Origin of the sequence: Lonsdalea britannica (genome assembly GCF_002111595.1) — a bacterium.
Lineage (GTDB): Bacteria > Pseudomonadota > Gammaproteobacteria > Enterobacterales > Enterobacteriaceae > Lonsdalea > Lonsdalea britannica.
Window position 1 is genome coordinate 100,706 of record NZ_LUTN01000006.1, and the last position, 26,929, is coordinate 127,634.

Sequence of the window (26,929 nt, forward strand, 5' to 3'; positions counted from 1 at the left end):
CGGAGGATATTATGGCAAGTCTGCCGGAGCCGCAGAAACTGGTACGCAATTTCTCTCGCTGTCACAACTGGGAAGAAAAGTATCTTTACATCATGGAGCTGGGCGCCCGTCTGGAGCCGTTGAACGACGACCTGCGACAGGAAGAAAACCGTGTTAACGGCTGTCAGAGTCAGGTCTGGATCGTGGTGACGCTGGATGAACAGGGGCACGTTGTGTTGCAGGGCGACAGCGACGCGGCGATAGTCAAAGGCTAATCGCCGTCGTTTTCAGCCTGTATCAGCAGATGACGCCGCAGGACATCGTTGCGCTGGATGTTCGACCGTTTTTCCAGGAACTGGCGTTGACCCAGCACCTGACCCCATCGCGTTCGCAAGGGCTGGAAGCAATGCTGCGCGCGATCCGCAGCCGGGCCGCCGAGCTGGCTTGATCGCTTTCTCCCGACGGCGTTGGCACTGCGCTGACGCCGTTCTCTCCTGACTCCTTCATGCTTTCAGAGTTCGCCCGTGGATCTGCGGGAGATCTGCTCTTATTCTTAATATTCGCTTTGCAACAAACTGAATGTTAAACAATTCAATTCAAAATAGTCCGACAAGCGATCTATGGGGCTGTACGGGCCTTTCCGCGACAACCTCACGGGTCACAATATTCAAGCTGTAAGAATAGGGAACTGATGATGAAACGCGCGTTGACGTTAATGGGGCTGCTTCTGGCGTCGTATATCGGCGGTATGCCGGCGGGGCAAGCGACGGAATATCCGCTGCCGCCGCCCGATAGCCGTCTAATCGGTGAAAACACGACCTATGTGGTTCCACACGATGGCCGTTCTCTGGAGGCGATTGCTTCTGACTACAAGATAGGTCTGTTAGGGATGCTGGAAGCGAATCCTGGTACCGATCCTTATCTCCCCAAGCCTGAAACCACGCTCACCATCCCCACCCAAATCCTGTTGCCGGATACGCCGCGCGAGGGCATCGTCATCAACCTGGCTGAGCTACGGATGTTCTATTATCCCAAAGGTCAAAATACGGTGATCGTTTATCCTATTGGTATTGGCCAACTGGGCCGGAACACGCCGGTCATGACCACCACCATTATCTCTAAACACCCGAATCCGACCTGGACGCCGACGCCGAATATTCGCAAGCACTATAAAGAGCAGGGTATTGACCTGCCTGCCGTCGTTCCTGCGGGACCGGATAATCCAATGGGGCTGTTTGCGATGCGTATGGCCAAGAGCGGTGGTGTTTACCTGATTCACGGCACCAACGCGAATTTCGGTATCGGCATGCGTGTCAGCTCCGGCTGTATTCGTTTGCGGGCGGACGATATTGAAGCCCTATTCAATGCGGTGGAGCCAGGAACGCGGGTACAGGTGGTCAACGAGCCGATAAAAGTCGCGGTAGAGCCTGATGGAAAGCGCTATATCGAAGTTCATCAGCCGTTGTCTCGTACTGATAAAGATGACCCGCAGACGATGACCATCGCGCTCAGCAAGAAAGTGAAAGGCTTCATCAACAATGAAGAGACGAATAAAGCGGTCGTCGATAGCGCCATTGTGCGTCGCTCTGGCATGCCCGTATTGGTGAATATGGGTCAACCGATTCCGACTCAACAGACAGCCGAAGAAGCCGCGGCGCCCGTGACGAGCATAAACGCTTCAGCATCGCAACAGCCGTAATCGCGGCGGCAGCATAACTTGCTGACAGAGAATGACGCCGTCGGGACTGACAGGTTATCTCAGGACCTCGACGTTCTAGCGGCGTTAAGCAGAGCTGGGTGTGATGATAAATAAGCGGCAGCTTGATTTATTTGAGACAAAAAAAATGGCGCACAATGTGCGCCATTTTTCATTTCACAGATTCGATTACTTTTTGTAAGTGCGAACCTGGTTATCCAGACGCTGGTTAGCACGAGCTGCATCATCTTTAGCAGCCTGTACGTCAGAGCGGATTGCGGTTACATCGTTGGACAGCTGATCAACTTTGCTGTTCAGAGTCTGAACGTCAGAAGACAGTTGATCGATTTTAGCATTGCTAGAACAGCCAGCCAGCAGAGTAGAACCCAGAATTACCGCGCCCAGTACCAGTTTAGTACGATTCATTATTAATACCCTCTAATTGAGTTAATCTCCATGTAGCGATACAAGTATTACACAAACTTTTTTCTAATGAGAATAAATTTTTGATGAGAAGACGCTTAATTTGGATTGTTCGCTCAAAGAAGCAGCGCCTTTTATTTTGGAGACAAAAAAAGTAAGGAAAACAGGCGAGTTTTATCAGATTACTCTGAATAAGTGTTAACTGATATGTCTTTTTAGCATAACTGACTGGAAGGACCTCTGCCCGAATCGCAGAGAAAAGTAAAATAAAGTCCCCCATAAAAAAAGCGCCCCGAAGGGCGCTTTAATATTTATCGATGACTTTTCGCCGTGGCGTATTACAGGCGATGTACGGAAGCGGTGTTGGTGGTGCCGCTCGGTACCAGAGCGCCAGAAACCATAACCACTACGTCGCCGGCTTTAGCAAAACCGCTTTCCAGCGCGGCGTCTTTACCAATGCGGTAGAAGTCGTCGGTAGAAGCGATTTCTTTGACTATCAGCGTTTCTACGCCTTTGGTCAGAATCAGCTGACGAGCGGTCACTTCATTGGTGGTCAGCGCCAGAATGCGTGCATCCGGGAAGTATTTACGGATGGACTTGGCGGATTTACCACCGCTGGTGGCTACAACGATCAGCGGCGCTTCCAGTTTTTCTGCAGTTTCAACCGCGCCGCGGCATACGGCTTCAGTGATGCGCAGGCGACCGGTGTTGGCAGCGCGTTCCAGACGCGGTTTCATGACTTTGTCAGTACGTTCACAGATGGTGGCCATGATGCTGACAGCTTCCAGTGGGTATTTACCCTTGGCGCTTTCGCCAGACAGCATAACGGCGTCGGTGCCGTCGATGATGGCGTTGGCAACGTCACCGGCTTCCGCACGGGTCGGACGCGGGTTTTTGATCATGGAATCCAGCATCTGAGTCGCGGTGATAACGACTTTACGTGCCTGATTACATTTCTCGATCATCATTTTCTGAGCGAAGATCACTTCTTCAACCGGGATTTCCACGCCCAGGTCGCCACGAGCAACCATGATGCCGTCGGATGCTTCCAGGATTTCGTCGAAGTTGTTCAGACCTTCCTGGTTTTCGATTTTGGAGATGATCTGAATGTGTTCACCGCCGTGCTGTTTCAGGTGAGCGCGGATGTCTTCAACGTCAGAACGTTTACGGATAAAGGAAGCGGCAATGAAATCCACACCCTGTTCGCAACCGAAGATCAGGTCGCGTTTGTCTTTTTCTGCCAGAGCCGGCAGCTGGATGGAAACGCCCGGCAGGTTAACGCCTTTGTTTTCGCCCAGGTCGCCGTTGTTCAGCACGTTACAAACGACTTCGTTACCGTTGATGGCAGTCACTTCCATACCGATCAGGCCGTCATCTACCAGAACGGTGTTACCGACGCTCAGGTCTTCCGGGAATCCGGCATAGGTAACCGCTACGCGATCTTTGTTGCCGATGACGCTCTGGTCGGTTGTGAAGGTGAAGGTCTGGCCGGCAGACAGAGAAACGTCAGCGCCGTTTTCCAGCTTCATAGTACGAATTTCAGGGCCTTTGGTATCCAGCAGGATGGCGGCTTTCTGCCCGGTTTTCTGCATGATAGCGCGCAGGTTCGTGATGCGTTGACCGTGTTCGGCGTAGTCACCGTGAGAAAAGTTCAGGCGCATAACGTTCATGCCTGCGTTTAACAGCTTGGCCAGCATTTCCTCGGACTCAGTTTTCGGGCCGATAGTACAAACGATTTTGGTCTTTTTCATAACGGTTAATTTCTACAAGTTGTGATGGATAAAAATGGGAACCGGTGGTTATGGATGCTAACCCCCGATAGGGATTTGCTGAAAAAAGAGACAGAACGCGTTGAGTGCAGATAGTGACAGCAAGCGAAATTTTGAAGGCACTCATGGTCAGATATCATCCTAAAAGAGTGGATGAAACGAGGTAATACCGTTTTAAAACTTGTTATTAATCTTGGCACGGTAGTTTGCTGAAACCATTCAATAAGACAACGCCCGTATTATAGTTGCTGAGTGATGAGAAACAAGCGGTGAGGCAGTATGATAACCTATATTTTAGTGCGTTTACGCAAAAAAATAGGCGATTTTTCACTTTTGCGCGATGGCGTTGCGCAATCTCTCTGCAGTGTTTTTGTCTGGCAGATAAAAATAATGCAATGTGATGATTCCACGTAATATTTCGCTATGCCGACCGAACTTAAAGAAAACAATGTGTAATTTTTGAACCTTTGTGTCGATCTTCGTCACGTTTCTTTGTGATGCATATTGAGAGAGTTCGAGGTGAAGTTGATGATGGAGCTCAGGGTTGTTACTGCTCACGGCAGGCAAGACCAGATATTCGCTTTTCGAAGAGTGGATGTCTGGTCTTTTTGTTTCCAGGGTTCGTAAAAATGAAAATAGCCAAAATACTCAATAATAATGTCGTAACCGTCTTGGATGAACACCATAACGAACAGGTTGTGATGGGGCGAGGGCTAGGTTTCAAAAAGCAGATTGGCGATCGCCTCGATAAGGCGCTGATTGAAAAAGTGTTCGAACTGCGCAGCAGCGAACTCACGTCGCGGCTGAGCGAGATTTTGCAGGGAATACCGCTGGAGGTGTTCACGACCGCCGACAAAATCATCGCGTTAGCGCGAGAACAGCTTCCGGGAAAGTTGCAAAACAGTATCTATGTCTCGTTGACCGATCACTGTCACTTCGCCATTGAGCGCCATCGGCAGGGCGTCGATATTCGCAACGTCCTGCTGTGGGAAATCAAACGGCTGTATCAGAAAGAGTTTGCGGTAGGGCTGGAAGCGCTGGAGATCATCCATCGCCGACTTGGCGTGCGGCTGCCGGAGGACGAAGCGGGGTTTATCGCACTGCATCTGGTCAATGCGCAGCTCGACAGCCAGATGCCGGAGGTGATTCACATCACCAAGGTGATGCAGGAAATACTGAATATCGTCAAATATCACCTGGATGTGGACTACAACGAGCAGGCGCTCAGCTATCACCGGTTTGTTACGCATCTGAAATTTTTTGCGCAACGACTCGTCGGGCATGACCCGGTCTCCAATGATGACGAATCCTTGCACGACGTGGTGAAGGAGAAATATGCCCAGTCCTATGCCTGCGCAGAGAAAATTCAGACGCACATTCATCGGCAATACGATTACTTTCTGACGAAAGAGGAGCTGATGTTCCTGACCATTCATATCGAAAGAGTGCGTGCGGATATCTCCGGTCAAGAGCCGGAGGCGTGATAAATCAAAAGAGTGTTGTGCGTCACAAATTAATTGTCAGCTAATTAAAGTCGCTTGCCGCGATGATGAAAACGCCGCAAGCTGAGACTCAAAATCTGGATTGTTACTGCATTCGCCATTAGGCAGTGCAGGCGAAACCTGAATCGCTTCCTGAGCCGTCATGAGACCGCCGGGGAAGTGATTCAGGTTTTTTTTCGTCTTAAAAACAGCCTCGCCAGTAATGTCGGATGTTATCTGGCTGTGACCTCGTACTAAGGAATGTCCTATGGAATATAAGATGTTAGCCAGTGAGATCATTGAGGGTGTAGGCGGCCGGGACAACATCAACAGCGTCCTGCATTGCGCCACTCGCCTGCGTTTCAAACTCAAGGACAGCGCTAAAGCCGATGCCGCCACGCTGAAAAACAATCCCGGCGTGATTATGGTGGTGGAAAGCGGCGGTCAGTTTCAGGTCGTGATCGGTAATCACGTCAGTGACGTTTATCGTGACGTCGTGGCCGCGGCGGGGATGGAAAACAGCGAAAACGCCGACTCGCCGCAGGAGACCCCATCAGACAGTCTGTTTTCCCGTTTCATTGACATCATCGCGGGCATCTTCACGCCGTTTATCGGTGTCATGGCGGCGTCGGGCATACTCAAAGGTCTGTTGGCCTTATGTCAGGCGCTGGGGTGGTTAAACGAAAGTCACGGCACGTATCAAATCTTGTATGCGGCCAGCGATGCGCTGTTTTATTTCTTCCCGGTGATTCTGGGATATACCGCGGGTAAAAAATTTGGCGGCAACCCGTTTACGACGATGGTCATCGGGGGAACGCTGGTGCATCCCTTGATGATCACCGCTTTCAACGCGATGCAGTCGCTGATTATCAGCCAATGACCTTTCTGGGCATCCCCATTACATTTTTAAATTACAGCTCCTCAGTCATCCCGATCATTTTCGCCAGTTGGGTATCGTCCAGACTGGAGAAGAAATTGAGCGCGCTGCTGCATGCCAACGTCCGTAATTTCTTGACGCCGTTGCTGTGCATCTGCATTACGGTGCCGCTGACTTTTCTGGTGATCGGTCCCTGCGCGACCTGGCTTAGCGAACTGCTGGCCAGCGGCTATCAGTGGCTTTATAACCTTAACTCGGTCGTCGCAGGCGCGGTAATGGGGGCGATCTGGCAGATTTGTGTGATTTTCGGCCTGCACTGGGGGCTGGTACCGCTGATGCTGAACAACCTCAGCGTGTTGGGACACGATACGCTGCTGCCGCTGTTGACGCCGGCAGTGCTGGCGCAGGCGGGCGCGACGTTAGGCGTACTGCTGCGTACCCGGGATGCCAAACTGAAAGGTATCGCCGGCTCCGCTTTCTCCGCGTCGATCTTCGGCATTACCGAACCGGCCGTCTATGGCGTCACGCTCCCGCTGCGTCGTCCGTTCATCTTCGGCTGCATTGGCGGCGCGATTGGCGCGGGCATCATGGGCTATTTCCATACCACTATTTACTCCTTTGGTCTGCCCAGCATATTCACCTTCACGCTGATCATTCCTCCCGAAGGTTTCAACAGCAGCGTCTGGGCTGCCATTGTCGGTACGGTGGTCGCTTTCCTTTTCGCCGCCGTCGCCAGCTGGATGTTCGGTATTCCGGCCACGCCGCTTGCCCCTAAAAAGAATGACACGGCGGCATCTGCGCCGGTCGACAACGCGCTGGGCGTGCGTACGGAAACGTTGGCAAGCCCCCTGACCGGACAGGCGATATTGCTGGAAGAAGTTAGCGACAGCACCTTTGCCAGCGGGCTGCTGGGGAAAGGCATCGCAATAGTGCCGGACGAAGGCACGCTCTATGCGCCCGTGGACGGCACGGTGGCGTCGTTATTCAAAACGCATCACGCCATGGGTTTGGCCGCAGATAACGGCGCTGAAGTGCTGATCCACGTGGGTGTGGATACGGTGAAACTCGACGGTTTGTATTTCACGCCCCATGTCGCCGTCGGCGACGTCGTCAAGCAAGGCGATCGGCTCCTGACGTTCGACGTCGAAGCGATTGCCGCGGCGGGCTATGACCTCACCACCCCGATCATTATTTCCAACAGCGACGGCTATCTTGATGTGTTGCCGTTAGCCCGCGGCGCTGTCTCCGCCGGCGCGCCGCTGCTGTCGTTGGTGCATTAACTCACTTTTGCCTACAGGAGAAACTGATGAACACTCGTTTTCCAAAAGACTTTTTATGGGGCGGCGCGATTGCCGCCAATCAGGTGGAAGGCGCCTATCAAGATGATGGCAAAGGACTCTCCACGTCCGACCTGCAGCCACAGGGGATCTTCGGCGCTATCGTTGAGCGGGAACCCGGCGACAGCAGCCTCAAGGATATCGCCATCGATTTTTATCACCGCTATCCGCAGGACATCGCGCTGTTTGCTGAAATGGGGTTCCGCTGTCTGCGCGTGTCCATCGCCTGGACGCGTATTTTCCCACAGGGCGACGAACTGACGCCGAATGAAGCCGGGTTGGCCTACTACGACAACCTGTTCGACGAACTGGCGAAGCATCACATCCAGCCGCTGGTCACACTCTCGCATTATGAAATGCCCTATGGGCTGGTGAAACGTGTCGGTGGTTGGGGCAGCCGCACAACCATCGACTGCTTCGAGCGTTATGCCCGGACCGTCTTCAAACGCTACCGCAACAAGGTCAAGCTGTGGTTGACCTTTAACGAAATCAACGTTTCGCTGCATGCGCCGTTTACCGGCGTCGGTTTGCCGCCAGACAGCGATAAAGCAGCGATTTATCAGGCCATCCACCATCAGTTAGTCGCCAGCGCCAAGGCGGTGAAAGCCTGCCACGACATCATTCCCGACGCCCGGATCGGCAACATGTTGCTGGGCGCGATGCTCTATCCGCTGACCTGCAAACCGAACGACGTGATGGAGAGCCTGCGTCAAAACCGCGAATGGCTATTCTTCGGCGATGTTCAGGCACGGGGTGCCTATCCGGCGTATATGAAACGCTTTTTCAAAGAGCAGGGGATTGCGCTGCACATCGAGGAGGGCGATGTCGAGGCGTTGAAGGAAACGGTCGATTTCATTTCGTTTAGCTATTACATGACCGGCTGCGTCACTCAGGACGACGACGAAATTCAAAAAGCGCGCGGCAACATCCTGAACATGATCCCCAACCCCTATTTAGACAGCTCCGAATGGGGCTGGCAGATAGATCCGGAAGGGCTGCGTTACCTGCTTAACGTCCTGTACGACCGTTATCAGAAACCGCTGTTTATCGTGGAAAACGGGCTAGGGGCAAAAGACCAGGTGGAGGCCGATGGCGCGATTAACGACGACTACCGCATTCAGTACCTCAATGACCATCTGGTGCAGGTGGGCGAGGCGATCGCCGACGGGGTCGAGGTCATGGGGTATACCAGCTGGGGTCCCATCGATCTGGTGAGCGCGTCGAAGGCCGAAATGTCCAAACGCTATGGTTTCATCTATGTCGATCGGGACGATCAGGGCGCAGGAACGCTGGCGCGTAAACGCAAGAAAAGCTTTTACTGGTATCAATCGGTCATTCACAGCAACGGTGATGTGCTGAAGTCATCGACGGGCGGGCGTAGCGTTTGCCCTGCCTCCACACCTGATGACGGGCTGCGCGGCAGTCGCGCCCGGCCCGCCCAAAAAGGGGACTGATGACCATGAACAGAAGAGAGTTGCTGATTCATGCGGCCGTCGTCACGGCTTGCGCCCGCATCGCGCCGCTGCGCGCGACGGATAAAACGGCAGATACAGTGAAAACCGGCGTGGTTCAGCCGAACGCGCTGACCCGGCAGCAGCATTGGGTCGCGATGGCCGAAGTGCTAACACCGACGCTGTCCGAGGTGACTTACCCCGCGTTGAATGTCGTTGCGCCTCGGGAAGCGCCCGAGCATCTGTTACGCGTCGCCATGACGCCGCAGTATGACATGGAGGAATTGGCGAAAAAGAGTTTCAAAACCGGCGAAAGTTTTATCGTGGATTTCGGAGAACACTACACCGGTTATCTCATGTTTTCATTGGGGTGGCAGGGCGTCTCCTGCGATGCCCCGGTGCGTTTGCGGTTGATCTTCGGGGAGGTCGCCACCGATGTGACGCAGCCGCTTTATCCCTATCACGGCTGGATCAGCGCTTCCTGGTTGCCGGATGAAATTCTGAATGTCGATTTTCTGCCACAGCAGGTCAGGATTGAACGCCGCCACGCCTTCCGCTTTGTCAAAGTCGAGATCGTTTCCACATCGACGAACTTCAGCGTCACGTTTAACTCAATGCAGGTGAAAGCCGTCTCTTCCGCCGGTCTGGATCGCTTCGCGCCGGCGCGCTATGACAGCGAACTACTGCGGGATATCGATCGTGTCAGCCTTAGGACATTGCACGAATGTATGCAGACCGTTTTCGAGGACGGGCCGAAGCGCGATCGGCGGCTATGGGTGGGCGATCTGCGTCTGCAGGCCATGGTCAACTATGTGAGCTTCAACAACACGGCGTTGGTGCGGCGCTGTTTGTACTTATTTGCCGGGCTACAGCGGGACGATGGCTATATCACGGCCTGCGTCTATGAACAGCCGGAGCCGCGCATCGGCGAGGTGGTGCTGATCGACTATGCCGCACTGTTCGGCAGTATCGTGCGCGATTATCTGCGAGCGAGTCGAGACACCGCGACGGCGCAGGAACTGTGGCCGGTGGCTAAACAGCAGCTCACGCTGGCGCTGAAGAATGTCAACGCGCAGGGGCTATTCGTCGCCCCGGAAAAGGATTACGTGTTTATCGACTGGAATCCGGGAACGGACCAAAGCGCCGCATTGAAAGGGCTGGATAAGCAGGCTGCCATTCAGGGCGTCCTGATTTACAGCTGTCAGGAAGGTATCGAACTGGCGAGAGCGTTGGGACGCGAGGCCGAGGTTCAGCCTTTCAGTGAAGCAGTCGCACGAATGAAACAGGCGGCGCGCGGGTTGTTTGATGAACCATTGGGCGTGTTTGTCAGCGGCGAGCAGCGGCAAATCTCCTGGGCTTCTCAGGCATGGATGGCGTTGGCCGACGTGTTGCCTCAACCGCAGATGGCGCGAGCGCTGGCTCGCGTCATGACGATGCCCGACGCCGTCCGTCCTCTGACGCCCTATCTGTACCATCACATGGTTGATGCGCTCATTCGCTGTGGCCTAAGCCAGCAAGCGCGCAGGCTGGTGGAAGACTATTGGGGAGCCATGATCAAAACCGAAACGAATACCTTCTGGGAAGCGTTTGATCCCAAAAATCCGCTGTCGTCTCCCTATGGCAGTAAGCAAATCGACAGTTATTGCCATGCCTGGAGCTGTACTCCCAGTTACTTTATCCGCCGCGGTTTCGCGCGCGGATAAGCCTAAATAAAAAGCGTTAAAGGTGAGGGGGCGGAACATCGCCGCTTCGAATAAAAAAGTTGAACAACCTACGTTGACCGGGAATAGCGGGCTGGTGCGTTTGCGCCCCCCGCGAATCAACATCGGAAATACCATAATGATAAAACTTAACTCTGCATCCCTAAAAATTATCACGCTGGCTTTATTCTCCGCCGGTGTGCCCTATCAGGCGCTGGCCGCGAAATTAACCGTGGAGGAAAGACTCGAATTACTCGAAAAAGAGTTAAACGCCACCCGAAAAGAGTTACAGGAATATAAAATCGCCGCCGGTCAAACCCAACAACATACGGCGCCGAAACCTGGCGAGGTTAACGTGACGGTGGCCACCCCCCACCAGAGTCCACCGAGAAAGCCTCCCATTCATCCACCGCTGCGGCCAATGACCGTCCTGACGCCACCGGCTCTTCGACGCCGATGACGCTCGACGATATCAGCCGCTACGTGAAAAACGACATCGGTTTTACCTACTCGGGCTATTTCCGCTCCGGCTGGGCCACCTCATCGCGCGGCGTGCCCAAGTCTTATGCGATAGGTTCTCTGGGGCGCTTCGGCAACGAGCACAGCGGCTGGTTTGACTTGATTCTGAACCAGCGCGTCTACGATCAGGATGGCAAAACGGCTCATGCCGTCGTCTGGCTCGATGGCAACGTGGGGCAGTCCTACAGCAACGGCGTGTTTGATTCCAGCAGTGATAACCTGCTGCAATTTTCCGATATGTACGTCACCACGACGGGCTTTATTCCCTTTATACCGGAGGCCTCGTTTTGGGTCGGGAAACATTATCTGAAAAATTATGAAATACAGATGCTGGACTGGAAAGCGCATAAGGCGGATTCGGCGGGCGCGGTGGGTCTGGAGAATATTGATGTGGGCGTGGGGAAATTGGATATGGCGTTACTACGTCAAGATCTGGATCTCTACAATAAGTCCTACACCTCCACCACGCAGGTGAATACCAATGCGATTGATATCCGCTACCGGGACATTCCGCTCTGGGATAAGGCGACGTTTGAAATCGATGGAAAATACAACACGGCAAATGAAAGCGACAGCCAGCATTCAAGCAATTATTTCGAATTAAAAGACGCGTGGCTGGCGACCGGCGTTCTCCGTCAGAAATTCGACAACGGCGGATTTAATGAATTCGCCCTCCAGTACGCCAGCAACTCGATTGCCAGTGGTTTCATGCGGATATCTGATGCCAATCCGGACTACGGCGATGGCAAATATTATTACGGCGAACATACCGGAGGAACGGCATTGCGGCTGATTTCGCAGGGAGAAACCTACCTGCATCCCGACGTGATTATGGCCAACGCGCTGGTCTATGGCCGCGGCAACGATCTGTACAGTTATGAAACCGGCGCGCATACCGATTTCGAAACGTTCCGTGCGGTCGTTCGTCCCGCCTATATTTGGGATCAATACAACCAGACCGGCGTCGAGCTGGCTTATTTTAATCAGACCAACAAGGCAGGCGGGGTCAACTATCGGGAGTCGGGATACAAAACTACGTTGTTCCACACCCTGAAGGTCAGCACCAGCATGCTGACCTCGCGCCCGGAGATCCGTTTCTACGCCAGTTATCTGAAATCGCTTGAAAACGGCATCTCTCAATTCAGCTTCGAGGACGACAAAGACGATCAGTTCAGCCTTGGCGTTCAGGCGGAAGTTTGGTGGTAATGCGGCGCAGGGATGTTATGGCGTTTTCACTTATGAGGATCTTTTGATGATTATCCGTAGAAATAAGAAACGTAGATGGACGCTGATGAACGGGGTTCTGGCTCTGGTTTTTCTCGCGCAGTGGAGCGCGTCGTCGCTGGCGGCCGTGCTGCCGTTTGAGGTCGCAGAGCATAAGCAAATCAGAGTCATGATCAGCAGCGATGCTAAAAACGAAGCGGACGACGATTTCGCCGTGGCGCATGCGTTGATGACGCCCACGCTGAAGGTGACGGGTCTGATTGCCGCGCACTACGCACGAACAGCACCGATGATGAAACGAGATGGCGCCAACAGCATGATGGAGAGCTACCGTGAATTGCAGCGGTTAACACAGGTGATGGAAAAAACGGGGGTGCCGGTTTATCGCGGGGCGACCGGTCCGCTCGAGGGCAAACCGGCTCTAAGCGAAGGGGCTCAGCAGTTGATCAACGAGGCGAAAAAAGACGATCCTCATCCGCTGTTCGTGCTGGTGCTCGGCGCACTGACTGATGTTGCCGCCGCGCTGCAGGCGGATCCCACAATCGCCCAGAAAATGACCGTGATTTGGATCGGCGGCATGCCTTATCCCAAAGGGGGTTGGGAATACAATATGTTTAACGATCCGCAGGCGGCGAATGCGGTGCTCCAGTCCAGCGTTCCGCTCTGGCAGGTGCCGCATAACGTTTATATGTCAGTCAGGGTTTCTCTGGCGGAGCTGGCTGCGCGCGTCAAACCGCAGGGCAAGGTCGGAGAGTATCTGTGGCAGCAGTTGCTCGACTTTAATCGGGAGATCTCGATGACATTGAAGGACGTGCCTTGGCCGAAGAGCGAAGTGTGGGTATTGGGTGATAATCCGTCGGTCGCCCTGTTGCTGGATGACCACGAATACCAGTATACGCTGCGTGATGCCCCGCGAATTAACGATGACCTGAGCTATGGCGCGCAGGAAAACGCCCGCCAGATCCGTGTTTACCATGCGGTGGACGGTCGTTTTACGCTGGAAGATTTCTACGCCAAACTGAGCTTGCTCTACGGACAGAAGGCAGCACAGGCACAGTAATCATCGGGCTAACCACGGTGGTTCTATTGTGTTTTCACGTCAACCCAGCATTAACGTCACCCAAGCCGTCACATAAAACGTGGCGGCTTTTGTTTAGCGCATCCGCCAGGCTTAAGAAGTTTTAGCGGGTCGACATCGTTCCCGTCAGAGGACTTGCCGCAAAACGTGATGTGGAGCGCTGAAGAAGGTGTCGCTCACTCTGGCGACGTTTATCTCTAAAGGTTCGGTCGCAGGGAAGTGACAGCGGCGTAGGTAAGTACGGGTAGGCGGCGACATCAGGGCGAATGATGCAAAAGCAAACAGAACAGGGAAAATAAGCAGAAATATCAGGAAAGCAGCGATAATAACGAGAGGGTAACTTGAAACATCGAGTATGCCGGGTAAACGGCAGCTGCCGGAGGCAGAAAGAATTGGTACGACCGAGTGGACTCGAACCACCGACCCCCACCATGTCAAGGTGGTGCTCTAACCAACTGAGCTACGGTCGTACAGGGTGCTTTGCATAAAATCTAGAGATAACTCATTGATTAAAATGCTTTTTCTTGCGTTCCAGTAACTGGAATGGACGTCATTATGGACTGCTCCAGCATGGATGGCAAGCCCTTTGTTCTTTCTCTTTATCAAGTGTCGAATCTTTGTCCGTCATTGTACAAAGATACGCCTGAGTAGGGTTGATGTGAGGGAGTTTTGTTCATTCGCACATCACTACCCCGGTTTTTGGGCGTATTACCGCATCTCATCAACACCACGTGGTAAAGAAAGCCTGTCGATTAATAGATAGCAACAAAATGGATGGCGGACGGAAAGTCAGAGGGGGGAATGAATAAACGCATAAATAATACGCGAACAGAAAGTTAAATTGATGGGTAATAAGAGAGCAGACCAGTGAAGTCCAGATTTAACCTACCATAATTTTTGTTAAGTGCTATGGTTTATGGGAATTGCTTAAACGATAAAAATTCATACTGTTCGATTTAGCCGCATTAAAACGGCTCTACTTGGTTTCTATTGCTTGCGGTATGGGGGTGGTAAACAATGGACTATGTGTTCCTGGTTGAGAATGAAATCATTTCTTATTCTCTACAGAATATCATTATCAGTAAAATAATGACGGATAGCGATAAGTGTTATGTCGCCGCGGATATCTGTGATTTAGTCAACAATCTGCAGCAGGAAAAAGAGCAGGTTTTTCTCATTGAAGTATTGCACGACTGTTCCATCATCTCCTCGCTGGTCGACGTAATAAAATACGTCAATAGCGGTAACAAGATTGTCCTCTTTAAAGATAGTCAGCCTGACCGGATGTTTCGCTATATCAATTACGATGCGATCATCGATTTAAAAAGTCCGATTGTTGAAATCATCTCCAAGATACAAGACGTCACGCACCACGCATCAGGCCCTTCCTGGGACGTGCAACTGCAAAAGCTCTCTCCCAGAGAGCAACTGGTGCTTCAGTATCTGTTGAAGGGGAAAAGCAACAAGGAAGTCTCTGGCCTTTTATGTTTGAGTGAAAAAACGATTAGCTGCCACAAGCAAAGCATGCTGCGAAAACTCAATATTAAAAGTATTATGGAAGCGTCTCAGCGCAGATAATTATTTATGTCTATAAGCGAGTGATTTATTAGAGCCGACAACTACTCATATTCATATACACGCCAATAAAACGTTTTTCATCGGGTGTCAGTTAACTCTCCTTGTTTAGCTAACGTGACATTTTATTTACAATGTTTTTATAAGCGTGGAAAATAATATAATTAAACATTATCTGTTCTATTTAAATGGATATTTTTTATCTTTTACTTAAATGTATTGATGGTGTTGAAATAATTAACTAACAAAAATGTTATGGTGTCACTTTAGGTTTTAAACATACGCCCGGTTGTAAGAGATGTGGTCAGGTTAATCAGACTTTCACATCTTATTCATACGTAACGAAAAATCCGTTCCTCTCGACCTATCCGAAGCGACAACACGCCGACGACATTCCATCGTCGGCGTGTCGCAGAGGGCTATCGCTGCATTCCCCAACGTTTGATCGTCACGCGTTCGATGGTGGCGAAGATCAGTGTTTCTACCAATAGCCCAATGATAATCACCGATGCCAGACCGGCGAAAACGCGGTCGGTGTACAGTTCGTTGCGGTTCTGGAATATGTACCAGCCCAGTCCGCCTTGCCCGCTGGAGGCGCCAAAAACCAGCTCGGCGGCAATGAGCGTACGCCAGGCGAACGCCCAGCCGATTTTGAGACCGGAAAGGATAGAAGGCAGCGCCGCCGGGATCAGAATATGCCAGACGTAGCGCAATCCTTTCAGTCCATAGTTGCGCCCGGTCATGCGCAGCGTCTCCGAAACGCCCAGAAAGCCGGAATAGGTATTTAATGCCATCGGCCATAAAACCGAATGTATCAGTACGAAAATGAGACTCTGGGTGCCTAGCCCAAACCACAGCAAGGCCAGCGGCAACAGCGCGATGGCGGGGAGAGGGTTCAACATTGAGGTCAGCGTAGACAGCAGATCGCGTCCCAATCGGGTGGAGACGGCCAGAGCGCTGAGCGCCAACGCCAGCGCAGTCCCAATCAGATAACCTTTCACCAGCGTACTCATGGAGATGGCGATCTTGGCGGGCAATTCACCGTTGCGGATATCCTCGACGAAAGCAGACGCCGCCTGAGTAAACGTAGGCAGCAGCAAATCGTTATTTTGCCAGCGAGCGGCGCCTTCCCACACTAATGCCAGCAGGATCAGCAATAGAGACTTGCGAACGGCGCTCAGATTCCACAGGCGGTTAAGCAGTGGCAATGGCTGGGCGACATTAATATCGGTCAGCGGAGCCAGCTCTCTCTGGTACTCCGGGCGAACAGGGGGAAGTTGACTCATCGTAAAACCTTTCATGTTATGAAGAGAAACATCAGCGCGAGTGTTGTCCGGCCAGCGCTCGAACGGGCGAGTGCGTCGACGAGGCCGGCGCCGGGGCTATTGGATGACCCGCCGGAAACAGCAGATCGTGAATGCGCCGCGCCGCCGCCTGAAACTCCTTGCCGCCCTCATCATGGTGGGAGAACTGATGACAATTCAGCTCTGCGCGCACCCGTCCCGGATGTGGTGAGAGCAGGAGAATACGATTACCGACCACCAGCGCTTCTTCAATGGAGTGGGTGACGAACAGCAGGGTAAAACGCACCTCCTCCCAGAGCTCAAGCAGCTCCTGCTGCATTTTGCGGCGAGTCAGCGCATCCAGCGCCGCAAACGGTTCGTCCATCAGCAGCACCTTGGGTTTCATCGCCAACGCGCGCGCAATCGCGACCCGCTGCTTCATGCCACCGGAAAGCGTATGCGGCCAGGCGTTGGCGAAGTCCGCCAGTCCCACTTTTTCCAGATAGTACATCGCCTGATCGCGCGCTTCAGCGGCGGAGAGTTTGCCGGTCACACGCAGCGGAAACTGCGTATTTTCGAGCACGGTTTTCCATGGCGGCAGTTGGTCGAACTCCTGAAAGACCATCATCCGTTCCGGACCCGGCTGCGTAATCGCCTTTCCTTCCAGCAGGATACGGCCGTCAACCGGCGGCAGAAAACCGCCGACGGCCTTCAACAGGCTGGACTTACCGCAGCCGGAGGGGCCGAGCAGAATAAAGCGTTCGGCCGGGAAAATATCGAAGCTGACGTCATGGGTCGCGCGTACCCGGCGCTCGCGGGTGGCGTATTCCAGTCCGACGCTCTCCACTTGTAACAGTGGGACGTCGGGGTGGATCGCGGCGTCACGATCCTGCGATAAATGCAAAGACATCTTGGTTTCCTCTCGTTGTTGTCCATCGCCGCTAAGGGCGTTGACCCCGCTTCGTTGCCCACATACGCCCGCCTGATCGCAAGGGTCGGGAGGGCGTAGACAGACGCCTCGGCAGCTTTTAGCTTCCCGAAGCGACGTGGGGATCGTCGAAGAAGTAATCCTTAACCGACTCAGGATTATTTTTCAGCGCGCCGACGCGGTACATGAACTGGCCCAGAGACAGCGTATTTTGCGGCGTGATGCTGAATTTGGATTCAGGGCTTTTGAGAATGCTGAGTAGCAGTTTGCGGTCAATTTTTGACTTGGTGATGCGGATAAAAGCGTCTGCCGCCGCTTCCGGATTTTTGGCGGTGAAATCCGCCGCTTCGGCCAGCGCATCGACAAAAATCTTGTACGTGCGCGGGTTCTCTTGGCGGAATTTTTCCGTGGTGTAAAGCACGACCGGCGACGTCGGCCCGCCCTGAACGTCATAGGAGTTCAGGACGATATGGGCTTTGGGATTGCCTGCCAGCTCCTGCTCCTGAAAAGGCGCGTTGGCGAAGTGGGCGGAAATCTCGGTGCCGCCACTGATGATCGCGGCGGTGGCATCCGGGTGCGGTACGGCGACTTGCAGTTTATCCAGACGGTTATACGCCTTGTCGCCCCAGAGTTTGGCTGATGCCGCCTGGAGGAAGCGAGACTGCACGGAGACGCCAACGGCGGGGACGGCAATGCGATCTTTATCCGTAAAGTCGGCGATCGTTTTGACGTTGGGGTTGGTGCTCACGAGATAGTAGGGGAAGCTGCCGGTGGCGAGCACCGCTTTGACGTTTTGCCGATTTCTGGTGCGGTCCCACAAGGTAAACAGCGGGGCGATGCCCGCGCCCGCGATATCGACCGATCCTGACAGTAACGCATCATTCACTGCCGCGCCGCCGGAGAGTTGTAGATAATCCACTTTGACATCCAGCCCTTCCGCTTTGGCATGTTTCTCTATCAGCTGTTTATCCTGCGCCACGTTCAGCAGGAGATAAACGATGCCGAATTGCTGTGCGATACGCAGCTGTCCTTCCGCCTGTGCCTGTAAAGGGATGGCTAGCGCTGACGTTAACAGCGCGACTGTGGTGGTCAAACCCTTAAACGTGCGGGAAAAACGCCGGGGGCGGCGAATATGAGTCCTCTGGTTTTTCATTCTCTGTATCCATTAAAAGTGTTTATGCCCTTCGGCCGAATGCACCCGTTTTCAACGGCGCAGACTGGGTAAAATAGCGATGGCCAGACGTCATTATTCATTCCGTCGTCGCGCCGATAACCGTCATTTTATTCAGTCTGTGAATCTGGCCGGTATAATGGTTTTAATTAAATGTTTTTATTACTTTAGTTTAATATACCCCGTTTTTATTAAGGTATAAGGCGCAGCATAAATGACCGTCCCCGCCTCGCTAAATCGCGTTTTGTAATAAGCTAGAGGCAATGGTTATTTCCTGCGGGAAAGTCTGTTTTGAGAGTGAATGAACCTATTTGTTTTGAACAGAGCCGATGTTTTATCAGCAGGGCTTCTCGTGATAACAATTTTATTGCTATGAAATTTAAGGGTTTTATATCTTTTCTCTGATGGCAGAAATTTAAAGGAGCGATATTCTGGTTGTATGACGGTCGCTAGTGTTGCCTTTATCGACATTCATAAAGGTATTTGCTTATTTTGTTTTTAGTTATCTATATTCCGGCATTGAAAATAGCCGCAATACCTAATCGAGCATGGCTAGCTATTTTTACGATCAAACTCGCCGGTCATGACGCCTGAAGCGAAATAATGAAGGTGGGGCAGGCGAAGATTTCTGAGCGTCGGTAATGAAAATGGATTTTAGGTTTAAACGATGCATTTCCGCCTCGCCGGTCTTTATGCTTCCCCAGCCTGACTATAGACGGCTGTTTCAATAGAAGTCCGCTTAATCACGTCGGAAGGGGGAACAAATCAAAATGCAGACAAATATTTTCTCCGACTACGCAATCGCTTTATACGCAAGCATCACTCGCAGACAAAAATAAAAGCCATTTTTTAATCTCTAACTAGGACGAACTGATTCCGATAATTCAATATTCATCACGTCTAAATAAGCTCGTGTTTTTTTCGCCTCCGTAGAAATAAAAATGAAATAATAACCATGTGTAAACATCTTTTATTTGTGTCTAAGCTTTTATTTTTAAACGAAAGTTAAACCAATAGCTTTTTATAAGTTATCAACCTACGGTCATCTGAAAAAAAACGGGAGATTGCACGAAGTTATTTTACTAGAGGGGGATTGTTTCGGAGCGTTATTTAAGTTTGAAAGTGTAACGCAATATAAATAGGAAGTGTAAGGCGGAAATAAATTCTTAGGCTACGAAAATGTACATTTCAGAAATTAAAAACGCATGAAAATGCGATTAATCCCGTTGCTTTCAGGCTTTTGCCCCTGAGTCAGCGCGGTGGATAGAGAGTGGTGATTCGTTTGTTTTTATATAAAGAATTGAATTTATTGAATTAATTCAAGAGTGGCTTAAGTGGAAATATTCGCTGATCTGGATATTAATCAGATGCGGGCAATATTAAAAAAAAGGTGTTTTCGTAATAGAACAATCGCCGGTAATTAATGGTTTTCCAATATGGACTTTTATTAAAAATAATCAAAAATAAAATTTGACGATACTTTAATCAGGCATTCTATTTGCTCTTGCTTAAATAAGTTTTTTATACCTATCATAGAAAAATAAAAATGAAGGAGCATTGTTTCTTACCCCTTGGGTATTATTGTTTATGAGATTTCCTCGTGAAATTATTACACCGGGCTTTTAACTCCAAGTTATTAAGCTACATCAGTGGCGAAAATTGAGACCCATTAAAAACTAATTCCGTGACGAAATTAATGGGTGGAATCTGCGTGGTAATTAGAAAGAGGAATGTTTTATGCCTGAAAAGGAACCCTGTCCACTGAGCGCTGCCCAACAGGAAGTTTGTTTCGCGATCGCAAAAGCCGAGCATAATTTTAATTATCATCTTTGTGACGTGCTCGAATTTAAAGGGCAGCTTAATAGTGCCTTGCTTGTTCAAACCATCAATACGGTGTGCCGGGAAGTCGATACCACGCACACCCAATACGAAATAGACCCTGCTTCCGGGCAATATGTCCAATATATCGTGCCTTGCCTGACACACGAGTACGTCCAGTGTGTCGACCTCACCGCGGAAAGCGACCCTGAGCCAGCCTATCAGGCGCTGTTGGATAATCTTTTGGATCACGATATGGACCTGTCTCATGCGCCCCTGATCCGCTATTGCCTCGTTAAAATCGCTGACGACCAGCATCGTCTTATAGAGATGGGAACGCACCTGATTCTGGATGGCTACAGTCATGGCATATTGTTCCGCCTGTTGGCCGAACATTACGGACAGCTGTTGCGCCACGAGACGCCTGCGCCACTGGTGCTGGAACCGTTGAAACGGGTGTATGAAGTGGAGCAGGTTTACCGCGGAAGTACGTCCTATCTGAAGGATCAGGCATACTGGCGCGCATATTGTCTGGATTTACCCGAAGTCACGCAGCTGGTGCCGGGCAGCGTGCCGCTGTCCAAGCTCAACCGCCTGCGTAATCGCTACACCGGGGAAAATCTGGACCGCCTGAGAACCGTAGCCGCCGTCGAATATCCGGAATTACGTTTATCGAGCATCCTTATTGCAGTCTGCGCAGCCTACCTACATAAAATGACGGGGGAGGACGAACTGGTTGTCGGTATGCCTGTCGCCGCCCGAAAAATGAAAGCGCTGCGCAACGTGCTGTCTATGGTCGCCAACATTCTGCCATTACATATCTCTTTCGACGCCGATTCCACGATCGTCTCTGTCGCCGCGGCTGTCCAACGGCAGCTGCGCCACCATTTGTTACACCAGGGTTACCGTTCGGAATCCATGATCCGCGATCTTTACGCCGAGCGCGGTCATAAGCCGCTGTTTAATACCTTGATCAATGTGATTGCCTATGACCAAAGCGCCCATTTCGACGGCTGTGAAATGTCGGTGGATAATGTGGCCTGCGGGCCGGTAGAACATCTGAGTTTCAATATATTCGACCGTAACAGCGACGGACACCTGGACTTTGGGTTCGACGCCAATGCGGATTTGTATTCGATGGAAGCTCTCGAGCTGTATTACCAACGGCTGGTTTCTTTGCTGGAGCAGTTTGTGGACGCGCCGGAAACGCGGGTCGCGGATTTCGACCTGCTGTTGCCCGGAGAGCGTGAACGCGTCTACCCTCTGCCGCCCCGTCCGGATGCGTTGCCGCTGTTCCCCGAAACGTTTGCCGAGTCTGCCCGCTCTCATGCCAATGAGATTGCGTTGGTGCAGGATAAACGTCAGGTCAGCTACGCCGAGCTGGACGAGGCTTCGCATCGCCTGGCCGCGTATTTGCAGGAGCGCGGCATTCGATCCGGCGACGATGTCGCGGTCATTGTCGCGCGTAGCGTTGAATGGGTAGTGACGATGGCGGCTCTGTTCAAACTGGGCGCCTGCTATATTCCGATTGTGCCGGAGTTGCCGGAAGGGCGTATCAGCTACATTCTGGCCGACGCCAAACCGGCCGCGGTGATTGTGGTGTCGGACAGTCCGCTGAACGCCGACGTCGATCCGTCTATCGTACTGCGTTTAACGACGGAAAAATTAGCTTCGCTGCCGCCGGCGACGCGTCCTCTGGATCGTTTCGATCCCGCAACGCTGGCCTACCTGATCTACACCTCCGGTTCAACCGGTAAACCGAAAGGGGTGGAAGTCACCCATCGTAATCTGGTGTCGATCGCGGGATCGGCGATTGCCGCGGCAAAACTACAGCCCGGCGTTCGGGTGCTGCAGTTCATCGCGGCAGGGTTCGATATGTCCGTACTCGAAATCTTCATGACGCTGCTTTCCGGCGCGACGCTGGTGATTGCGGATAAGGTTTCCGCCACGCCGGGCCGGGCGTTGGCATTGCTGATCAAGAGCAAAAACATCCACGCTTTGGTCATGACGCCGAGCTTACTGGCCTATCATCAGACGGAAGATTTCCCGCAGGGCATGACGTTGCTGCTGGGCGGGGAAGCTTGCACGTTAGCGCTCTTGGCGCGTTTCTCTCACTGCCGGTTGCTGAACGTCTATGGCCCGACGGAAACCTCGTTCGCCACCTCGATCAACGCCCATTACGGCTCCGGCGATCTCTCCATCGGCGAACCGACGGCCAATACACGCCTCTATGTCGTCGACCGGAATCAGCATCTGTTGCCGCCGGGCGCCTGGGGTGAGCTGTATATCGCCGGGCCGGGCGTCGCCAGAGGCTACCGCAACCGTCCGGATCTCACGGCGGAAGGTTTTGTTCCCGATTTGCAGGACGCCGAACGCCGAATGTATCGAGCGGGAGACCGCGTCTTCTTCGACCATCAAGGGCTCATCCACTATCAGGGCCGGAAAGATAATCAGGTTAAACTGCGCGGTCTGCGCATCGAGCTGGATGAAATCAAGAATGCGCTGCTGAGCTGTCAGGGCGTGGAAGATGCGGTGGCGATGCTCAAAGAGCTGGCCTATGGTCCGGCGATTGTCGCCTACGTCGCCAACAGCCAGCTGGAGCTGGACAGCGAAACGCTGAAGCTGGCCGTCGGCCGTCAACTGCCGCAGTACATGGTGCCTAGCGTGATTATGGTGGTCGAGTCGTTCCCGCTGACGCCCAACGGCAAGCTGGCCGTCCGCGAACTGCCCGAACCTATCATGCAGGATAACGTTGAACTGTCGCCGCCGCGCACATCGGAAGAAGCGTCGCTATGCCGCCTGTTCGCCGAGATCCTCGAATGCGACAAGGTTTACGCCAACCAGAACTTCTTCACGCTCGGCGGGCATTCGCTGCTGGGACTTCAGTTGATTAACCTGATCCGCGACGAGTTCGGAGTGCAGTTGGGCATCACCGATTTTCTCTCTTCGCCGACGCCGCGACAGCTGGCGCAACGCCTGCGAATCGCAGGCTGCGCCGCCGACCCGTTCGATCCTATTCTGCCGCTGCGCACGATGGGCGACCGTCCACCGCTGTTCTGCTTCCATCCCGGCGGCGGGATTGGCTGGGCGTTTGCCGGTCTGCTGCCTTATCTGCCGGACGACCAGCCGGTCTACGCGTTGCAGTCGCCGATCCTCCAGGATCCGACGCGAGTCATTCATTCCATAGATGAAATGGCGGTCGAATATCTGCGACGGATCCGGACGATCTGGCCGCACGGCCCGTATCAACTGGCCGGGTGGTCGGTGGGCGGCAACGTCGCGCTCCGTGTGGCTAATCTGCTACAGGCGGCGGGTGAGGAGGTGAGTTTCCTGACGATGTTCGACAGTTATCCGCTGCAAAACGGGAGAGACTCGCTGAAACTGGATGACGAGACCATCATTACGCGGATGACCCGAGCTATCTGCGGCGCGGCGAGGGGCGGGATGAAAGGCTTGAAGAGCGCGATGGAAGAGGCGCTCGGCGATCGCAGCATTCGCGAAACTTTCCTGACGCGTCTGATCGGCGATGCCTCGCTGATGCTGGACCTGCTGGAGAAATGTCGCTATCAACCGTTCCATGGCGACCTGCTCTTTATTCGCGCCTCGACCGATGTGTTGAGATCGCAGGAGCAACAGCCGGATCTCTGGTGCCCGTACGTCACGGGAAAACTGATCCAGTACGATGTGGATGCGACCCATGAGTGCCTGATGCAACGTCAGTACCTGCAACAATTCGGGCGTCAGTTCGCCGACGAGCTGTTAAAACGTCAGAACTGCACTGCCTGAGACTTTAGGACCCGAGATCAATAAGGCTCGCGCCGTTCAGGTCTATACGATCTGAACGGCGCTTTTTTTAACGTTCGCCGGAGAAATGGACCACCGGCTTTTTTTCTCTCAGTTACTTAAGTCGATCATGCTTGCCGACGAACACCACACAGCGTCAGGTTCCAACGAGCCTGACGCTTTGCTTATTAGTGGCTCTTCATTCCTGCCGCGGTCATCATCATGCGAAACAGCAGTGAGACCACGCCTAACGCCAGAATGCTCCCCGACCAGATAAGTACCATCCACAGCAGTCGTTGCCACAGCGGCGCACGAGGAGGAGCGGTGTTAGTTTCAGCCATATTGCCTCCGTGATTCTGTCAGTGATAACCCGCATCCGGTTTAATTTTTCCCCGGAAGACGTAATAACTCCAGAAGGTATAGATCAAAATGATCGGGATGATGACCAGCGCGCCGACCAGCATAAAGCGCTGGCTCTGCGGCGGCGCGGCGGCATCCCACAGGGTAATGGACGGGGGAATGAGATGCGGCCAGATACTGATGCCGAGTCCGCTAAAGCCGAGAAAGATCAGCCCCAGCGTGAGTAAAAACGGCGCGTAGTGCGCGTGTCCTTTCACTGCGCGGACAATCCCCCATGAACAGGCCAGCACCAGCAAGGGAACCGGCAGGAAGTAGAGCAGATTCGGCATGACAAACCAGCGTTCGGCGATCGCGTGATGCTCCAGCGGCGTCCACAGGCTGATAATGGCGATGATGACCAGTAGCGCGGCTACCAGCGGCGTCGCCAGCGCGGACATTTTACGATGCAGCTCATGCTCCGTTTTCATAATCAGCCACGTACAGCCAAGCAACGCATAGGCGACGACCAGACCGACGCCGCAGAACAGCGGAAACGGCGCCAGCCAACCTAACGCCGGACCGCTGTAGGCGCGTTCCGTGACGGCGAATCCGTCGAGGAATGCGCCGACGGCGACCCCTTGACTGAAGGTCGCGAGCAGGGAGCCTGCGATAAACGATTTATCCCAGAAAGGGCGGTGAGCGGGGGTGGCCTTAAAGCGAAACTCAAAGGCGACGCCGCGAAAGATGAGTCCGATCAGCATAGCCGTCAATGGGATGGCAAGCGCATCGATAATCACGGCGTAGGCGAGTGGAAAAGCGCCAAACAGCGCCGCGCCGCCCAGCACTAGCCACGTTTCGTTACCGTCCCACACCGGGGCGACCGTGTTGACCATCATGTCGCGCTCGCCGGCATCCTGATTAAAGGGAAACAGAATACCAATGCCGAGATCGAAGCCGTCCATCACGATGTACATCAGGGTGGCGAACACAATAATGGCGAACCAGATAAATGGAAGATCGATAACCACGCTATTTCTCCTCTTCGGACGTTAACGGTTCACGACTGGCCGACAACGGCCTTGACGGCGTTTGCGGTTTGCCCGGTCCGCCTTCCGGCGTATGAGTGCCTTCACCCGGCTGCGGCCCTTTTTTGATCAGGTGCATCATGTAGACGTAGCCGATGCCGAAGACTGAGCAATAGACCGCGATAAAGGCGAGCAGACTGATGCTCATATGCAGATCGCCGTGCGCGGATACCGCCGCCGAGGTGCGCTGGAGACCGTAGACTACCCACGGCTGACGCCCGATCTCCGTGGTAAACCAACCCGCAAGAATGGCGAGCAGTCCCGAAGGCCCCATCAGCAACGTAAACCAGAGAAAAGGACGCGACTGATAAAGACGGCGTTTAACGCGTAGCCACAGGCTAATCACCCCCAGCAGGATCATCAGCAGGCCCAGCGCCACCATGATCCGGAACGACCAGAAAATTACCGTGGAATTGGGGCGATCCGCTTTGGGAAAGCTTTTTAACGCCGGTACTTGTTTGTCCAGGCTGTGCGTCAAAATCAGGCTGCCCAGATAGGGGATTTCCAGCGTATATTTCGTGCGCTCTTCGTTCATGTCCGGCAGGCCGAACAGGATCAGCGGGGTGGCTTCGCCCGCCTGATTTTCCCAGTGGCCCTCGATGGCGGCGATCTTGGCAGGCTGATATTCCAGGGTGTTGAGACCGTGCATATCGCCCAGCATCGCCTGAATCGGCGCGACGATCAGCGCCATCCACAGCGCCATCGACAACATAGTGCGGATGGCCGGGGTATCGTTGCGGCGCAGCAGATGCCACGCGGCCGAAGCGCCGACGAAAAAGGCGGTGGAGAGGAAGGCCGCCGTGGTCATATGCAGCAGCCGGTAAGGGAAGGACGGATTGAAGATGACCGCAAACCAGTCGACCGGTACGACGACGGTATTAATGATCTGGTATCCCTGCGGCGTATGCATCCAACTGTTCGACGCCAGTATCCAGAACGTGGACATCAGCGTCCCCAGCGCCACCATGCAGGTGGCGAAAAAGTGCAGCCCCGGTCCGACGCGGTTCCAACCGAACAGCATCACGCCAAGGAAACCGGCCTCCAGGAAAAAGGCCGTCAGCACCTCATAGGTCAGCAACGGGCCGGTAATACTGCCCGCATATTCGGAAAAACCGCTCCAGTTGGTGCCGAACTGATAGGCCATCACCAGCCCGGAGACCACCCCCATCCCGAAGTTGACGGCGAAGACTTTCGACCAAAAGTGGTAGAGATCGCGATAGTCCTCGTTGCGGGTTTTGAGCCATAGCGCTTCCAGCACGGCCAGGAAGCTGGCCAAACCGATAGTGATGGCGGGGAAAATAATGTGAAAAGATACCGTGAACGCGAACTGTATCCTTGCAAGATGAAATGCATCTAATCCAAACATGTCTCGCCTCTTACTGAATGAACATCTCCACTTCCCCCCTCTGGCCT

Annotated in this window: 14 protein-coding genes, 1 tRNA gene and 4 pseudogenes; 10 read left to right on the forward strand and 9 right to left on the reverse strand. The window is 53.2% G+C overall.

Annotated features, from left to right (window positions below; translation table 11 throughout):
- The first annotated feature begins 11 nt into the window (after positions 1–11).
- Together sufE and AU509_RS07050 are read left to right on the forward strand one after the other, a co-directional pair.
- A pseudogene (gene sufE / locus AU509_RS07045) lies at positions 12–427 on the forward strand (cysteine desulfuration protein SufE).
- A 246-nt stretch (positions 428–673) separates the two neighbouring features.
- The gene (locus AU509_RS07050; RefSeq protein WP_085650828.1) at positions 674–1,678 is read left to right on the forward strand and encodes a L,D-transpeptidase family protein; all 1,005 of its coding nucleotides are present in this window, start codon (positions 674–676) and stop codon (positions 1,676–1,678) included.
- A gap of 186 nt (positions 1,679–1,864) precedes the next feature.
- Here AU509_RS07050 and AU509_RS07055 read toward each other — a convergent pair whose 3' ends face one another.
- Together AU509_RS07055 and pykF are read right to left on the reverse strand one after the other, a co-directional pair.
- Complete coding sequence (locus AU509_RS07055; RefSeq protein WP_026740320.1) at positions 1,865–2,101, reverse strand: major outer membrane lipoprotein; 237 nt, start codon at positions 2,099–2,101, stop codon at positions 1,865–1,867.
- A 335-nt stretch (positions 2,102–2,436) separates the two neighbouring features.
- On the reverse strand, positions 2,437–3,849 hold the full coding sequence (gene pykF / locus AU509_RS07060) for a pyruvate kinase PykF (RefSeq protein WP_085650827.1): 1,413 nt from the start codon (positions 3,847–3,849) through the stop codon (positions 2,437–2,439).
- A gap of 647 nt (positions 3,850–4,496) precedes the next feature.
- Between pykF and licT the strand changes: the two genes are divergently transcribed.
- From licT to AU509_RS07095, 6 genes and pseudogenes are all read left to right on the forward strand, one after another.
- Positions 4,497–5,351, forward strand: coding sequence for a BglG family transcription antiterminator LicT (licT, locus tag AU509_RS07065; protein WP_085650826.1), 855 nt, complete (start codon positions 4,497–4,499; stop codon positions 5,349–5,351).
- A 265-nt stretch (positions 5,352–5,616) separates the two neighbouring features.
- Positions 5,617–7,505, forward strand: a pseudogene (bglF, locus tag AU509_RS07070) (PTS beta-glucoside transporter subunit IIABC).
- 26 nt (positions 7,506–7,531) lie between these two features.
- A pseudogene (locus AU509_RS07075) lies at positions 7,532–8,923 on the forward strand (glycoside hydrolase family 1 protein); the annotation flags it as partial.
- 92 nt (positions 8,924–9,015) lie between these two features.
- Positions 9,016–10,716: an alpha-L-rhamnosidase-related protein gene (locus AU509_RS07080; protein ID WP_208640005.1), complete on the forward strand. Its 1,701-nt coding sequence runs from the start codon at positions 9,016–9,018 to the stop codon at positions 10,714–10,716.
- A 136-nt stretch (positions 10,717–10,852) separates the two neighbouring features.
- Positions 10,853–12,438 (forward strand): annotated as a pseudogene (locus tag AU509_RS07090) (carbohydrate porin).
- 85 nt (positions 12,439–12,523) lie between these two features.
- A complete protein-coding gene (locus tag AU509_RS07095) occupies positions 12,524–13,516 on the forward strand; it encodes a nucleoside hydrolase (RefSeq protein WP_244200948.1) in 993 nt (330 codons plus the stop codon).
- 411 nt (positions 13,517–13,927) lie between these two features.
- On the opposite strand, the gene AU509_RS07100 is transcribed toward AU509_RS07095, so the two are convergent.
- A tRNA-Val gene (locus AU509_RS07100) sits at positions 13,928–14,004 on the reverse strand.
- Positions 14,005–14,551: 547 nt separating this feature from the next.
- Here AU509_RS07100 and AU509_RS07105 point away from each other — a divergent pair.
- Positions 14,552–15,112, forward strand: a complete 561-nt coding sequence (locus tag AU509_RS07105) for a response regulator transcription factor (RefSeq protein WP_085650821.1) — start codon at positions 14,552–14,554, stop codon at positions 15,110–15,112.
- A gap of 416 nt (positions 15,113–15,528) precedes the next feature.
- On the opposite strand, the gene AU509_RS07110 is transcribed toward AU509_RS07105, so the two are convergent.
- From AU509_RS07110 to AU509_RS07120, 3 genes are all read right to left on the reverse strand, one after another.
- The gene (locus AU509_RS07110) at positions 15,529–16,395 is read right to left on the reverse strand and encodes an ABC transporter permease (protein WP_085650820.1); all 867 of its coding nucleotides are present in this window, start codon (positions 16,393–16,395) and stop codon (positions 15,529–15,531) included.
- 31 nt (positions 16,396–16,426) lie between these two features.
- Positions 16,427–17,302 (reverse strand): ABC transporter ATP-binding protein, encoded by an 876-nt coding sequence (locus AU509_RS07115; protein ID WP_094117997.1) that lies wholly within the window; start codon positions 17,300–17,302, stop codon positions 16,427–16,429.
- A gap of 118 nt (positions 17,303–17,420) precedes the next feature.
- Complete coding sequence (locus tag AU509_RS07120) at positions 17,421–18,473, reverse strand: ABC transporter substrate-binding protein (RefSeq protein ID WP_094117998.1); 1,053 nt, start codon at positions 18,471–18,473, stop codon at positions 17,421–17,423.
- Between the two features lie 1,755 nt (positions 18,474–20,228).
- Here AU509_RS07120 and AU509_RS07125 point away from each other — a divergent pair.
- A complete protein-coding gene (locus AU509_RS07125; protein WP_094117999.1) occupies positions 20,229–24,095 on the forward strand; it encodes a non-ribosomal peptide synthetase in 3,867 nt (1,288 codons plus the stop codon).
- 185 nt (positions 24,096–24,280) lie between these two features.
- Here AU509_RS07125 and AU509_RS07130 read toward each other — a convergent pair whose 3' ends face one another.
- From AU509_RS07130 to AU509_RS07140, 3 genes are read right to left on the reverse strand one after another with little or no spacing between them, the layout of a single operon-like run.
- Positions 24,281–24,433, reverse strand: a complete 153-nt coding sequence (locus AU509_RS07130; RefSeq protein ID WP_071999765.1) for a DUF2474 domain-containing protein — start codon at positions 24,431–24,433, stop codon at positions 24,281–24,283.
- A gap of 18 nt (positions 24,434–24,451) precedes the next feature.
- Entirely contained in the window at positions 24,452–25,459 is a 1,008-nt protein-coding gene (gene cydB / locus AU509_RS07135) for a cytochrome d ubiquinol oxidase subunit II (protein WP_094118000.1), read from the reverse strand.
- A gap of 1 nt (position 25,460) precedes the next feature.
- The gene (locus AU509_RS07140) at positions 25,461–26,882 is read right to left on the reverse strand and encodes a cytochrome ubiquinol oxidase subunit I (RefSeq protein ID WP_094118001.1); all 1,422 of its coding nucleotides are present in this window, start codon (positions 26,880–26,882) and stop codon (positions 25,461–25,463) included.
- Between the last annotated feature and the right edge of the window lie 47 nt (positions 26,883–26,929).

Bases quoted from the DNA above. Each gene is read 5' to 3' on its own strand.
- AU509_RS07050 (WP_085650828.1), top strand. From the start codon at position 674: ATGAAACGCGCGTTGACGTTAATGGGGCTGCTTCTGGCGTCGTATATC.
- AU509_RS07055 (WP_026740320.1), bottom strand. From the start codon at position 2,101: ATGAATCGTACTAAACTGGTACTGGGCGCGGTAATTCTGGGTTCTACT.
- pykF (WP_085650827.1), bottom strand. From the start codon at position 3,849: ATGAAAAAGACCAAAATCGTTTGTACTATCGGCCCGAAAACTGAGTCC.
- licT (WP_085650826.1), top strand. From the start codon at position 4,497: ATGAAAATAGCCAAAATACTCAATAATAATGTCGTAACCGTCTTGGAT.
- AU509_RS07080 (WP_208640005.1), top strand. From the start codon at position 9,016: ATGACCATGAACAGAAGAGAGTTGCTGATTCATGCGGCCGTCGTCACG.
- AU509_RS07095 (WP_244200948.1), top strand. From the start codon at position 12,524: ATGAACGGGGTTCTGGCTCTGGTTTTTCTCGCGCAGTGGAGCGCGTCG.
- AU509_RS07105 (WP_085650821.1), top strand. From the start codon at position 14,552: ATGGACTATGTGTTCCTGGTTGAGAATGAAATCATTTCTTATTCTCTA.
- AU509_RS07110 (WP_085650820.1), bottom strand. From the start codon at position 16,395: ATGAGTCAACTTCCCCCTGTTCGCCCGGAGTACCAGAGAGAGCTGGCT.
- AU509_RS07115 (WP_094117997.1), bottom strand. From the start codon at position 17,302: ATGTCTTTGCATTTATCGCAGGATCGTGACGCCGCGATCCACCCCGAC.
- AU509_RS07120 (WP_094117998.1), bottom strand. From the start codon at position 18,473: ATGAAAAACCAGAGGACTCATATTCGCCGCCCCCGGCGTTTTTCCCGC.
- AU509_RS07125 (WP_094117999.1), top strand. From the start codon at position 20,229: ATGCCTGAAAAGGAACCCTGTCCACTGAGCGCTGCCCAACAGGAAGTT.
- AU509_RS07130 (WP_071999765.1), bottom strand. From the start codon at position 24,433: ATGGCTGAAACTAACACCGCTCCTCCTCGTGCGCCGCTGTGGCAACGA.
- AU509_RS07140 (WP_094118001.1), bottom strand. From the start codon at position 26,882: ATGTTTGGATTAGATGCATTTCATCTTGCAAGGATACAGTTCGCGTTC.